The following is a 13,334-nucleotide window of genomic DNA, read 5'->3' as shown; positions in this document are numbered from 1 at the left end:
GGCAAAGCTCTTCGCCACCGATGTCGCGATGAAGGTCACTACCGACGCCGTCCAGGTAATGGGCGGCTCGGGCTACATGAAGGAATATCCCGTCGAGAAGATGATGCGGGACGCCAAGATCCTGCAGATCTATGAAGGCACCAACCAGATCCAGCGCAATGTCATCGCCCTCGATATGATCCGGGAAGCGACAAGAGCAAAGTAAGAAACAACCATGACTGCCCCTTGTGCTTAAATGTTTCCGTGTTCATCAGTAAGGCTGGTCGGTTTTTTTGGAGATAGCGACATGAATATCATCGTTCTGGTCAAACAGGTCCCGGACACGTCGGAAGTGAAGATCAACCGGGAGACGAACACCCTCATCCGCGACGGCGTTCCGAGCATCATCAATCCCTTCGACATGTTCGCCATCGAAGAGGCGCTCAGGCTCCGGGAGAAACACGGCGGGAAGGTGACCGCGGTGACCATGGGACCGCCGCAGGCGGCGGAGTCGCTGAAGGAAGCAGTTGCCATGGGCGTTGACGATGTGGTGCTCATCTCCGACCGCGCCTTTGCCGGCGCGGACACCTGGGCCACGTCCTACACGCTTGCGAAGGGAATCAGGAAGATCGGAAGTTTCGACCTGGTGATCGCAGGCAAGCAGGCCATCGACGGCGACACGGCGCAGGTGGGGCCGGAAACGGCGGAGATGCTCGGCATCCCCTTCGTCGCTTATATAAGGAAGATCGAGAACATTGACAGCGGCAAAATGACCGTGGAGCGCATGATGGACGAGGGTTATGATGTGGTCGAGACCTCCCTGCCCGCGCTCATCACCGTGGTCAAGGAGATCAACCAGCCGCGGCTGCCGTCGCTCAAGGGCAAGATGAAGGCAAAGAGCCTGAAGGTGGCGACCCTGACCGCGAAGGACATTGAGGCTGACGAGAACATGATCGGGCTCAAGGGGTCTCCGACCAAGGTCGTCAGGATATTCCCGCCCGCGCCCCGGGGCCAGCGCGAGATCCTTGCCGGCACCCTGGACCAGCAGGTCGAGCAGGCAGTGAAAAAGCTGAAGGAACAGTCATTAATTTAACAAGATGACAGAAGACCGGACGTACGGAAGTCAGTCTGGATGGCTACCTGCCTTGTCTGTGATCTGACCGCTGTCCTCTGATTTCCAAGGAGTTACCCGTGAGCGTGAAAGTCGATATCAAGAAGTGTACCGGGTGCGAGACCTGCGTCACGAGCTGCCCGTTCGGGGCGATCGAAATGCGCGATGGCAAGGCCTTCATCACCGAAAGCTGCACCATGTGCGGAGCCTGCATCGAGGCCTGCGAATTCAAGGCCATCGAACGGACCGGCGAAGAGGCCGTAGCTGCAGCAAAGGACCTCTCCGCCTTCAAGGGAGTATGGGTCTATGCGGAGCAGAACAAAGGAATCGTCTCGAGCGTCACCTTCGAGCTCCTGGGCGAGGGAAGGAAACTCGCGGACAAGCGCAAAGCCGCGCTTTCGGCGGTCCTGATCGGCCACGGCGTCAAGGACCGGGCACGGGACCTGATCGCCCACGGCGCGGACCTCGTCTATGTCGCCGACGACCCCGTCCTCAAGGACTTCAATGACGACTCCTACAGCGCCGTCCTCACCACGCTTGCGACCCTGCATAAGCCGGAGATCGTACTCGCCGGCGCGACCGCTATCGGCCGTTCCTTTATCCCCAAAGTGGCCGCTAAACTCTACACCGGCCTCACGGCCGATTGCACTTCGCTCGACATCGATCCCGAGACCGGCAACCTCCATCAGACCCGCCCGGCCTTCGGCGGGAACATCATGGCTACCATCGTGACCCCCAACCACCGTCCCCAGATGGCCACGGTACGGCACAAGGTCATGAAGCCTGCACCGCGCGATGATTCCCGGAAGGGCGAGGTCATCGACGTGAAGTTCACCCAGTCGGGGGACCTCCGCACGAGGGTCATCAGGACCATGGAAGCATTGGGCGAAACGGTGAACATCTGCGAGGCGGACATCATCGTGGCCGGTGGGCGTGGCCTGGGCAGCGCGAAGAACTTCGAGATGCTCCAGGAACTGGCCATGACGCTCGGCGGCGCGGTCGCCGCGACCAGGGGGGCTGTTGACGAGGGGTGGATCCCCTATGCCCACCAGGTCGGCCAGACGGGCAAGACCGTCTGCCCCAAGCTCTATATCGCCTGCGGCATCTCCGGCGCTATCCAGCATGTCGCCGGCATGCAGTCATCGGATGTGATCGTGGCCATCAACAAGGATCCCGATGCGCCGATCTTCAGCGTCGCCACCTACGGCATTGTCGGTGACGTGCATGAGGTCGTCCCCATCATGATCAGGAAGATCAGGGAAATGCGCGGGTGAGAACCCGTGAGGAGTCAGGGGAGAACCGTGACCCCTGCTCCCCCCCTTCTGTGCTTTCAGAGGTCATCTAATGAAGATTGCATTCATCTTCCCGGGCCAGGGTTCGCAATATGCGGGCATGGCCAAGGAGTTCGTCGAACAATTCCCGGAGTCGAAGGAAGTGTTCGACGTTGCCGGTTCCGTTCTCGGCTTCGACCTCCTGCAGCTCTGCCTACAGGGCCCCGTCGAGAAGCTGAACCTGACCGAGAACACGCAGCCCGCAATTCTCGCCGCGAGCATTGCCATGCTCCGGCCGCTGGAGCGGCGCGGACTGACGGCCTCGGTCGCCGCTGGCCACAGCCTGGGCGAATATACGGCAATCACGGCCGCCGGCGGCATGGAGGTCGGGGATGCCGTCGCGCTGGTGCAGAAGCGCGGCCGCTTCATGCAGGAGGCCGTCCCGGAAGGGACCGGTCTCATGGCCGCCATCCTCGGCATGGAGCGGCAGGACGTAGAAAAAACTTGCCTTGACGCTTCTAAAAATGGTATAGTTGCCCCTGCAAATTACAACACTCCTGGCCAGATCGTGATCGCCGGAGAGAAAAAGGCCGTGGAACTTGCGATGGAACTCGCCAGGGCGGCAGGCGCGAAGAAGGTGGTCCCCCTCGCCGTGAGCGTCCCGTCCCATTGCCGGATGATGCAGGCGGCCGGCCAGCGGCTTGCGCGGGAGCTCGAAACGGTCACGATCAAAGACCTGCGCATGCCCATCGTGAACAACGCGGATGCGAAGTTCCTGCAAAGCCCGGCAGAGATCAAGGCATCGCTGATCCGGCAGATAAGCTCCCCGCTCTACTGGGAAGATTCGATCAAGAACATGGCTGCTGACGGCTGCGACACCTTCATCGAGATCGGACCGGGCAAGGTGCTCTCCGGGCTGGTGAAGCGCATCGTCAAGGACGCAAAGGTGCTGAACGTCGAAGATCAAAAGAGCATGAACGATACCCTGAACGCCATCGGCGTTTCGTAGCGATCTTGAACACATTTCCGCCCAAGGAGGTTGTGCATGGTTACGAGAATCGTCAGAATCATTGTATTGGTATCGGCGGCAGCAGGCATGTTCATCGTCTCCCCCAGCATGACGAACGCGGGCCAGGCGGTGAATGCGAAAACGGTTGCCGAACACATGGATAAGAGCAAATACTCGTCAGCCGAAATCAAATCGTACCTGAAAGGCCTCAAAGGGAGCGAGATAACTGCCGAGGGAAAGATCGATGAGATCCTGACCGGCAAGACCGGGAACCGGGTCGTCGTCTTCGTCAAGGTCCCCGGACGGGAAAAAGAATTCGTCGTCGATGTATACGTCAATGATTCCGGCAAACTGAATAAAAATGACCAGGTGTCGTGCAAGGGTGAATATGCCAAGTACAATATGTTTACCCTGAACGGCATCGCCCTGAAAGACGGTACGTGCACAAAGAGATGAGCTCTCCGCGTATTCCGGGCTTTTGCGTGAGCGCAGGTCACCTCAATGAAGCAGGAGAATCTCATGAGCATTAGCGGGAAAACGGCGCTCGTAACGGGCGCGGCGCAGGGCATTGGCCGGGAAATCGCCCTTGCGCTTGCGTCGGACGGAGCGGATGTCGCGATCTGCGATGTGAACCTCGAGGCCGCGCAGAAGACCGCTGCCGACATCGGGGCCAAGGGAAGAAAATCGCTGGCCCTCAAGGCCAATGTCGCCGCATCCGCCGATGTCACGGCGATGGTCGACCAGGTCATCGAGAAGTTCGGCAGGATCGACATCCTCGTGAACAACGCGGGCATCACCCGGGACGGGCTCATCCTCCGGATGAAGGATGAGGACTGGGACCTGGTGCTGGACATCAATCTGAAAGGCTCGTTCCTGTGCGCAAAGGCGGCGCTCAAGTACATGTCCAAGCAGCGCGGCGGCACCATCATCAGCATCGCATCGATCGTCGGCGCCATGGGCAATGCGGGCCAGGCGAACTATGTGGCCTCGAAGGCGGGCCTCATCGGCCTGACGAAGACCATCGCGCGGGAATATGCGAACCGGGGCGTCACCGCCAACGCCGTAGCGCCCGGCTTCATCGAGACGGCCATGACCCAGGCCCTGCCCGAGAACGTCAGGCAGGAGCTGGCCAAGCAGATCCCGATGGGCAAGCTTGGCACCCCCGAGGACGTGGCGAACGCGGTCCGGTTCCTTGCATCACCCTGGGCATCGTACATCACGGGCCAGGTGGTCCACGTGAACGGCGGCATGTACATGTAGCAACAGGATCACCCCGTCCGCTCCCAACAGCAGGCGGCAAGCGGACGCATAGAAAGACATTTTCCGACACAGGAGGATACCCATGGCAGATGTGGATGCAAAAGTAAAAAAGATCATTTCTGAGCAGCTCGGCGTACCGGAAACGGACGTCAAACCCGAAGCTTCCTTCGTCAACGACCTGGGGGCCGACTCGCTCGACACGGTTGAGCTCGTCATGGCACTGGAAGAGGAGTTCGGCGTCGAGATCCCCGATGAGGATGCTGAAAAGATCGCGACGGTGCAGAACGCGGTCGACTATATCAAGGCAAAGGCAAAATAAGAGCCGAGACAGCCAGAGCACGGACAGCAGAAATCTGAGTTTCCGAAGGACTTCCAAAAGCCAGAAGACCTCCCCTGCTGCTGCAGGGGCCGGTTTTTTGGCTTTTCGGATTTTTGTCCGTGGGTAAAGGCCGCCTCGGACCGTGATCCCATACAACGCTTCACCATCCGCGGGAGGACGCATCCTCTCACGGTGATTTTCGCAGGAGGTAACCCTCTCTTGAAAAGAAGAGTCGCCGTCACCGGCGTCGGGATGATCACTCCCGTCGGCCTGGACACGGAATCAAGCTGGGAAGGCCTGATCAAGGGCAAATCCGGCATCGGTCCCATCACGCAGTTCGACGACAAGACCATCCCGACGCAGATCGCGGGAGAGATCCACGGCTTTGACCCCGAAAAGTTCATCGAGCCCAAAGAGATCAAGAAGATGGACCGGTTCATTCATCTGGCGATCGCGGCAAGCCAGATGGCCATGGACATGTCGGGTCTCAAGATCACGCCCGAGAACGCCGACCGGGTCGGCGTCATGGTCAGCGCAGGCATGGGCGGCCTCCCGGCGATCGAGAAATACCACAAGATCTATCTCGAGCGGGGCATCCGGAAGGTGACCCCCTTCTTCATCCCCATGCTGATCATCAACGAGGCGGCGGGAATGGTCTCCATCCGCTATGGCGCCAAGGGCCCCAACATCTGCATGGTCACCGCCTGCGCGACCGGGACCCATTCGATCGGCGAGGCCTTCAAGTGGATCCAGCGGGGCGATGCCGACGCGATAATTGCCGGCGGCACGGAGTCCTGCATCTGCCCGACCGGAGTGGGCGGATTCAATGCCATGAAGGCCCTCTCGACACGAAACAGCGAACCGCAGCGGGCAAGCCGTCCCTTCGACGCGGAGCGGGACGGGTTCATCATGGGCGAAGGCTCCGGGGTGGTCATCCTGGAAGAGATGGAATCGGCGCTGAAACGCGGCGCACGCATCTACGCGGAGGTCGTCGGCTACGGCGCAACGGGCGATGCCTACCATATCACCTCCCCGGCTCCGAACGGCGAAGGGGCGGCGCGGTGCATGGCCATGGCGATCAAGGATGCCGGGATCGCGCCGGCGGAGATGGGCTATATCAACGCACACGGAACGTCGACCAAGTACGGCGACGAGCTCGAGAGCATTGCCATCAAGACCGTGTTCGGCGATCGCGCGTACAAGATCCCGGTGAGCTCCACGAAGTCGATGACGGGACACCTGCTCGGCGCCGCCGGAGGCGTGGAGGCCGTGATCTCGATCCTCGCGCTCGACCGCGGGGTCCTGCCGCCCACGATCAACCTGGAAAACCCCGATCCCGAATGCGATCTCGATTACGTCCCGAACACCGCGAGAAAAGCCCGGGTCGACGTTGTCATGTCGAACTCCTTCGGCTTCGGCGGTACGAACGCCTGCCTGGTGTTCCGGCGCTGCAAACCGTAGCATGTCCCGCCTCCCGGAACTCCAGCAGCGCATCGCCTACCGGTTCAGGGACCCGGAGCTCCTCGAGCAGTCCCTGACGCACAAGTCCTACGCGAACGAGAACAGGGTCGCCAGCCACAATGAACGCATGGAGTTCCTCGGCGACTCCGTCCTGAACCTGGTCGTCAGCGAATACCTCATGAAGACCTGCCCCGACTCGAGCGAGGGCGACCTCTCGAAGCTCAGGGCCGCCGTGGTGAGCGAACCGGCCCTGGCCGCGGTCGCCCGCGAGATCGGCCTCGGCTCCCACCTCCTGCTCGGACGGGGTGAGGAGCAGACCGGCGGAAGGGACAAGGACTCGCTCCTCGCCGACTGCCTTGAAGCGCTCATTGCCTCCATCTACCTCGATTCGGGCAAGGACGAAGCCGGGGCCTTCATCCTCCGGTTCTTCGAGGAAGGCATCCGGAAGAACTGCACATCGGGCGGAGCCGTCGAGTACAAGACGAGGCTCCAGGAACTCTGCCAGGAGCGCCTCAAGCAGCTGCCCGAGTACCGCATCGTGTCGGAGACGGGCCCCGACCATCAGAAGCAGTTCGCCGTGGAAGTCTGGATCAACGGCCGGGCGAGCGGACGCGGCGAGGGCCGGAGCAAGAAGGAGGCCGAACAGCACGCGGCGAAGGAAGCACTCCAGCTGCTCGGTGCACTCCGGTAGAGAACTGGGTCTGCAGGTCTTTCATTTTCAATCTTCATTTTGCCTCACTCAATTCGGGCACAGCCCCTATGATCATCCCCTTCTTCATTCCCCATGCCGGATGCCCCCACCAGTGCGTTTTCTGCGATCAGAGGAACATCACCGGCCGGAAAACCGCTGACGAACCATCATCCCTGCATCGAACCGTAAACCGCTATCTCGAGTCCCGCACTTCAGAAGAGCCGTGCCAGATCGCGTTTTATGGAGGCACGTTCACCGCTCTTCCCCCCGCGACGCAGAAAGCGTACCTCGAGGCCGCGCAGCCCTTCATCGCATCCGGCAGGGTCAGGAGCATCAGGCTGTCCACGCGGCCAGACTGCATCTCGCGGGAGGTCCTCGGTCTTCTGAAGGAGCATCGCGTCGAAACCGTCGAGCTCGGTGTCCAGTCCCTCGATGATACGGTCCTGATTCTCTCCGGCCGCGGCCATACGGCCGCTGACACGGTTCATGCCGCGCGCCTCCTGCGGGAGTACGGCTTCCGGGTGGGACTGCAGCTGATGCCCGGCCTGCCCGGCGACTCGGCGGAAACCTTCCGGGAGACCGTCGCGGGAACCATCTCCCTGGCACCCGATTTCGTGCGCCTCTACCCCGCTCTCGTGATCAGGGACACGCCGCTCGAAGAGCTGTACCGAACCAACAGGTATGCACCCCTCGCGCTCGACGAGGCCATTGCGGTCTGTAAGCACGCTCTCCTGCGGTTCGCAGCAAAAGGCATCGACGTCATACGGATCGGGCTTCAGCCGACGGAGGAACTGGAAAAGGCCGGAACGGTCATTGCCGGTCCCTACCACCCGGCCTTCCGTCAGCTCGTGGAGTCCGCGATACTGCTGGACAGTATGAGGACTGCGCTGGAGCACGGGAAGGTCCCGGCAACCGCTGTTTTCCTGGTCCATCCCCTCGACATCTCCAATGCGGCAGGGCAGCATCGTTCGAACATCGCGGCACTGAAGACGCAGTTCGGTCTGAAGGCCGTCAGCCTTCGACCGGAATCAGGCATGCCGCGCAGAACAGTTGTCCTGGCACACGTATGAAGCAGGCATGGCGCCGGCCGTCCGCAGGGCACTCTTCTGTTCTACGCGGGAAAGCGGTGATCTCCTTGACACCGAAAAAGAATGAGCATATCCTTTCCCCAATTCCGCTTGACGTCAAGGAGATGCCGATGAGATGGCTCGTCCTGTATGCCTGTCTGGTTCTGATTCTTGCCGCGGGAAGCGCCGCTGCCGGAGAAGTTCGCGAAATCGAAATGAACGACGGCAGCATCATTTCAGCGGAGGTCCTCTCGCTCGCCGGTGGGGTCTATACGGTCAGATCGGCCAGCCTCGGTACGATCAAGCTGGAGGAATCAAAGGTCCGCGCAATACGGTCACGGCCAGCAGAGGATGGTACGAAAAAAGGCGAACAGCCGCCATCATCGGGAGAACTGCGGTCCATCCAGGATAAAATGTTGAGCGACAAGGAGATCATGGGAATGATCCAGTCGCTCCAGGACGATCCCGGCTTCAAGAAGATCCTGGAGGACCCGGATATGATGAAGGCAGTGACTTCCGGGGACATAACGACGCTCATGGCGAACCCGGAATTCATGAAGCTCCTGAACAACGCTACGGTGCAGGACATCCAGAAGAAGGTCAAGTGACGTCCGCTGAAACCTGTTGACAGAAAATCGCTTTACCGGTAGTATCGACCAAAATTTCAAGCGGGGGCTCCTGATGACCATCACGTACAAAGACGCCGGCGTTGACATCGATGCCGGCGACCTCTTCGTCCAGAAGATCAAACCCTACGTCAAATCCACGTTCCGTCCCGAGGTCATGACCCACATCGGCGGCTTCGGAGGGCTCTTCGCGCTCAAGAAGTACCGGGAGCCCGTGCTGGTCTCCGGCACGGACGGCGTGGGCACCAAGCTCAAGATCGCCTTCCTGACGAACAGGCACGACACCGTCGGCATCGACCTCGTGGCAATGTGCGTGAACGATATCATCGTCCAGGGCGCGGAGCCCCTCTTCTTCCTTGATTACTTTGCAACGGGCAGGCTCAAGCCGCAGGAGCATTCAGAGATCGTGAAAGGCATTGCCGAGGGCTGCAGACGGTCCGGGTGCGCGCTCATCGGAGGCGAGACGGCAGAAATGCCGTCCTTCTACGGCGAGGATGAATACGACCTGGCGGGGTTCGCCGTGGGCGTGGTCGAAAAGAAGAAGATCATCGACGGGAGGAAGATCAGGCCCGGGGACCAGTTGATCGGACTTGCTTCGTCCGGCCTGCACAGCAACGGTTTTTCCCTCGTCCGGAAGGCCCTGCTCGAGAAAGCCGGATACGGCATGGACGATCTCTTGTCCGAGCTCAACGGCAAAACGCTGGGAGAGGTGCTGCTCACGCCCACGAGGATCTATGCAAAGACCATCCTTGCGCTGCTCAAGGAATTCGACATCCGCGGCATGGCGCACATCACCGGCGGCGGCATCACGGAGAACACGCCGAGGATGCTCCCCAAGGGAACGGCCGCCCTGATCAGGAAGGGCACCTGGGACGTGCACCCCGTCTTCAATCTCGTGCGGAAGAAGGCGGGCGTGGATGACGAGGAGATGTTCCGGGACTTCAACATGGGCATCGGCATGGTCCTCGCGGTGCCCGCGAAGCAGGCCGAAGCCGTGATGAAGAAGGCAAAGAAGCTTGGGGAAAAGGCCTCGCACATCGGCGAGATCATAAAAGGAAAGCAGGTTGTAAAGTATTCATAGGCGTTTTTCAAGCCCGTCATTCCGGGCTTGACCCGTAATCCAGCGACACTGGATTCCCGCTTTCGCGGGAATGACGAACGGTGATGCAGTACGATCTTTTCCCGCTGTGCTCTCCGCGTCCTGTGCGGTTAATTTCTGGAGTTTTCATGAAAAAAGTAAAGATCGGCGTGCTCGTCTCCGGCCGGGGCTCGAACCTCCAGGCAATCATCGACAACATCGGGAAGGGATCGCTCTCTGCCGAGCTCGCCGTCGTGATCAGCGACCAGGCCGATGCTTTTGCGCTCGAGCGTGCCCGCACGCACGGCATCCCGGCCGTTCACGTGAGCGCCAAGGGCTTCAAGGGCAGGCGCGAAGAATATGACGCCCTCCTGGCCGGCGAGCTCAAAAAACACGGCGTAGAGCTTGTCTGCCTTGCCGGGTTCATGCGTATCATCACGAAGACCCTTGTGAGCGCCTTCCCCAGCCGCATGATGAACATCCACCCCGCCCTACTGCCGTCATTTCCCGGGCTTCATGTCCAGAAGGCCGCCATCGAGCACGGCGTTAGATTCTCGGGCTGCACCGTTCATTTCGTGGACGAAGGCATGGACACCGGGCCGATCATCATTCAGGCCGTGGTGCCGGTCCTGGACAACGACACCGAGGACACTCTTTCCGCCCGCATTCTGAAACAGGAACACAAGATCTATTCCCGCGCCATACAGCTCTTTGCTGACGGGAGGCTCATGGTCAAGGGCAGGAGGGTATTGGTAGCCGGCCCGGAGGAAAAAAGCGGCGAATTTCTGATCAATCCATAAAAAAAGCCCTTTCTCGTAAAAGGGCTTTCTCTTTACTGCACACCTCAAATTTCAAAATAGCCGGGCCGTTCCGTTCCCCGCTGCCTGGCCTTTTCCCGGGGAAAAATATCCCCTCAAATTGCTCTACCGCCTATTGGTTCGGCTCTACGATGATCTTCAGGCAGCTGTCGGTCATCGCACCGGTCATGAATGCTTCTCCGATCCGGTCGATGCCGAACCGGTGCGTCACCATGTCGGATACATCCACGGTACCCTGTTTGATAAGATCAAGCGCCTGCATATTATCCACCGGCGCAGCGCCGTAGCAGGTCTTGATCGTGATATCGTCCCGCCAGAACGGATTGAAATCCACATTCAGGGTCTCGCCCGGTTTCGGGACCGCAAAGAACAGTATCGTGCCTCCGCGCTCGGCAGACATCAGCGCTGTCCGTGCCGCAGGCAGCGCGCCCGCGCACAGGATGACGGTATCCGCCAGTCGCCCCTCATTGATCCTTTTTATGAACGCCGGCACGTCCTCCCCGGCTGCGATCGTGTGCCGGGCCCCGTATTGACGCGCCTTCTCAAGACGGTAGGGGCTGACATCGGTGGCAATGACGGGACCCGCGCCCATGGCACGGGCCAGCTTGACGATGAGCAGGCCGGCGATGCCGCTTCCGCATACGAGCACGCTCTGGGCCGGTTTCAGCCCCACGGTCCTCAGTGCCCTCACCGCCGTTGCCAGCGGCTCGATAAAGGTTGCCTGCTCGAAGCTCACGGAGTCGGGAAGCACAAATGTTCCCGTATCGACGCTCCTGCCCGTCACACGCAGAAATTGCGAAAAACCGCCGGGCTCGAAGTTATTGACGTTCTGGAAGGTCGTGCAGGCGGTTTCGTGGCCGGTCAGGCAGTGGTAGCAGGCGTTGCAGGGAACATGGTGGGTCACAAAAACGCGGTCCCCCGGTTTAACCGAGCGCACGAGCTTTCCGGTTTCTACAACAATGCCGGCGGGTTCGTGACCGAGCACGAGCGGGGCGCGTTTTATCCGGTACCACTCCAGCAGGTCGCTTCCGCAGAGCCCGCAGGCCATCACCTTGACCAGGATGTCACGGTCGCCGACAGCGGGCTGCGGACGCTCTTCCACACGAACGTCGCTATTCTTGTAGTAGACACCGACTTTCATTTATTTTGAGATGTTACTTTCCTGAGCGTCGTATCAAGATGAGCGAAAGGATCGAAAGGCGATTTTCTCGCGAAGGCGCAAAGACGCTAAGAAAGGATGAACGCCTTCGTTCGGGCGTCGGTTTTACTTTGCGGGCTTTGCGGCTTTGCGCGAGACAGACCCGATGTTGTTGGGTCTATTTCTTTGTGTCCAGATAATATTCGTACGCTTCCTTGACGCCGCAGTTTTCGTGCACAACCTTTCGCACGGCCCCGATCATGGCAACGGGGGAATCGGACTGGAAAATGTTCCTGCCCATGTCCACCCCCGAGGCGCCCTGGTCGATCGCATCCCGCGCCATCTGAAGGGCCTCGCGTTCAGGAAGCTTTTTCCCGCCCGCAATGACGATCGGCACCGGACATGCGGCGGTGACCTGCTCGAAGTCCGGCACAAAATAGGTTTTCACAAAAGAAGCGCCAAGCTCGGCAAGCATGCGGGTTGCAAGGCTGATGTACCGCGCGTCGCGTGTCAGTTCCTTGCCGACCGCCGTCACGCCGAGCACCGGCATGCCGTAGCGCATGCCCATGTCCACGAGCCGGGTCATGTTGTGGACCGTCTGGGTCTCGTTGGCGCCGCCGATAAAGACCTGCACGGCCACGGCGCTCACGTTCATGCGCAGCGCGTCCTCCATGTCGACGGCGATCCGCTCGTCAGACAGCTCTTTCAGGATGCTCGGACCTCCGCTCGCGCGCATGACGATCGGGTTGGCAACCGAGGGATCGATGAGGGAGCGCAGGGTCCCGCGCGTCAGCATCAGGGCGTCTGCGTAAGGCGCGAGCGGCCGGATCGTCACGTCGATGCGCTCGAGCCCGGTCGTGGGACCCTGGAAATACCCGTGGTCGAACGCAAGCATCACGGTCTTCCCGGATCTGGGATTGAAAATGCGGGCCAGGCGGTTTTTCATTCCCCAGTCATACGAGTTCGATCCCTTCAGGAAAAACGCTTCGCACGTCTGCGGGACGTCAAGATGATACTCCTTTTCCTTCTTCGAGAAATCCTGTTCTGCCATGATCGTGTCTCCTTCGCGAAAAGCGTCTGCGGCCGCACCTGCGGGCCAACGAGCAGGTTTTTAATCTAATGCAAGCGCCCGAATAAATCAAGAAAAATGTCACGAAACTGACGGGCACTCGCCTGGTACGGACGTCCCCTGCCACCCAACCGTTCCTTGATAATGGATGTACTTATTGCCTGCCGCAGACGGGGCGCAAAAGAATGGCGGATGCTATGCGCGGTGACATGCCTGGGTAGACTGGCATTTCGGACCATATGGAGGCTCCTGCGCGTACTTGTCGGCCAAATGAGATCGCCGCAGCTCCTTCTTTTCCGGGATAAACGTCAAATTCTTCTATGGGACGACCACTGCATGTGAAATCGACTATTCCGATTTTGCATATTAGTCACGCTAAAATAACTTCACTACAATTTGCATATTGGTCGTTTGAAGCAAATTTAGCGATTTCATGC

At 59.9% G+C, this 13,334-nt stretch carries 15 protein-coding genes; 13 read left to right on the top strand and 2 right to left on the bottom strand.

The window, feature by feature from the left end; genetic code table 11:
- The 13 genes from VL197_10610 to purN form a co-directional block, all read left to right on the top strand.
- Positions 1–205, top strand: a 205-nt coding sequence (locus VL197_10610; GenBank protein HUJ18429.1) for an acyl-CoA dehydrogenase family protein, incomplete at its 5' end; no start/stop codon positions are given.
- 81 nt (positions 206–286) lie between these two features.
- Positions 287–1,072, top strand: a complete 786-nt coding sequence (locus VL197_10605; protein ID HUJ18428.1) for an electron transfer flavoprotein subunit beta/FixA family protein — start codon at positions 287–289, stop codon at positions 1,070–1,072.
- A 98-nt stretch (positions 1,073–1,170) separates the two neighbouring features.
- Positions 1,171–2,364 (top strand): electron transfer flavoprotein subunit alpha, encoded by a 1,194-nt coding sequence (locus tag VL197_10600; GenBank protein ID HUJ18427.1) that lies wholly within the window; start codon positions 1,171–1,173, stop codon positions 2,362–2,364.
- 70 nt (positions 2,365–2,434) lie between these two features.
- A complete protein-coding gene (gene fabD / locus VL197_10595) occupies positions 2,435–3,370 on the top strand; it encodes an ACP S-malonyltransferase (protein ID HUJ18426.1) in 936 nt (311 codons plus the stop codon).
- Between the two features lie 36 nt (positions 3,371–3,406).
- Positions 3,407–3,826, top strand: coding sequence for a hypothetical protein (locus tag VL197_10590; protein HUJ18425.1), 420 nt, complete (start codon positions 3,407–3,409; stop codon positions 3,824–3,826).
- Positions 3,827–3,889: 63 nt separating this feature from the next.
- Positions 3,890–4,630 carry a 3-oxoacyl-[acyl-carrier-protein] reductase gene (fabG, locus tag VL197_10585; GenBank protein ID HUJ18424.1) on the top strand — a complete coding sequence of 247 codons (741 nt, stop codon included), beginning with the start codon at positions 3,890–3,892 and terminating at the stop codon, positions 4,628–4,630.
- Positions 4,631–4,712: 82 nt separating this feature from the next.
- Entirely contained in the window at positions 4,713–4,949 is a 237-nt protein-coding gene (gene acpP / locus VL197_10580; GenBank protein HUJ18423.1) for an acyl carrier protein, read from the top strand.
- 219 nt (positions 4,950–5,168) lie between these two features.
- Entirely contained in the window at positions 5,169–6,410 is a 1,242-nt protein-coding gene (fabF, locus tag VL197_10575; GenBank protein HUJ18422.1) for a beta-ketoacyl-ACP synthase II, read from the top strand.
- Position 6,411: 1 nt separating this feature from the next.
- On the top strand, positions 6,412–7,101 hold the full coding sequence (gene rnc / locus VL197_10570) for a ribonuclease III (protein ID HUJ18421.1): 690 nt from the start codon (positions 6,412–6,414) through the stop codon (positions 7,099–7,101).
- A 68-nt stretch (positions 7,102–7,169) separates the two neighbouring features.
- Entirely contained in the window at positions 7,170–8,171 is a 1,002-nt protein-coding gene (locus VL197_10565) for a radical SAM protein (GenBank protein ID HUJ18420.1), read from the top strand.
- Positions 8,172–8,299: 128 nt separating this feature from the next.
- A complete protein-coding gene (locus tag VL197_10560; protein ID HUJ18419.1) occupies positions 8,300–8,776 on the top strand; it encodes a hypothetical protein in 477 nt (158 codons plus the stop codon).
- A 73-nt stretch (positions 8,777–8,849) separates the two neighbouring features.
- Positions 8,850–9,875, top strand: coding sequence for a phosphoribosylformylglycinamidine cyclo-ligase (purM, locus tag VL197_10555; GenBank protein HUJ18418.1), 1,026 nt, complete (start codon positions 8,850–8,852; stop codon positions 9,873–9,875).
- A 146-nt stretch (positions 9,876–10,021) separates the two neighbouring features.
- Positions 10,022–10,672: a phosphoribosylglycinamide formyltransferase gene (purN, locus tag VL197_10550; GenBank protein ID HUJ18417.1), complete on the top strand. Its 651-nt coding sequence runs from the start codon at positions 10,022–10,024 to the stop codon at positions 10,670–10,672.
- Between the two features lie 130 nt (positions 10,673–10,802).
- On the opposite strand, the gene VL197_10545 is transcribed toward purN, so the two are convergent.
- The gene (locus VL197_10545) at positions 10,803–11,831 is read right to left on the bottom strand and encodes an alcohol dehydrogenase catalytic domain-containing protein (protein HUJ18416.1); all 1,029 of its coding nucleotides are present in this window, start codon (positions 11,829–11,831) and stop codon (positions 10,803–10,805) included.
- Positions 11,832–12,006: 175 nt separating this feature from the next.
- Positions 12,007–12,879: a 3-hydroxy-5-phosphonooxypentane-2,4-dione thiolase gene (gene lsrF, locus VL197_10540; protein ID HUJ18415.1), complete on the bottom strand. Its 873-nt coding sequence runs from the start codon at positions 12,877–12,879 to the stop codon at positions 12,007–12,009.
- Positions 12,880–13,334: the final 455 nt, after the last annotated feature.

The organism is Nitrospirota bacterium (assembly GCA_035516965.1).
Classification (GTDB): domain Bacteria; phylum Nitrospirota; class UBA9217; order UBA9217; family UBA9217; genus MHEA01.
The sequence above is the reverse complement of the archived record's forward strand: the minus strand, read 5'-3'. Positions and strand labels throughout refer to the sequence as shown.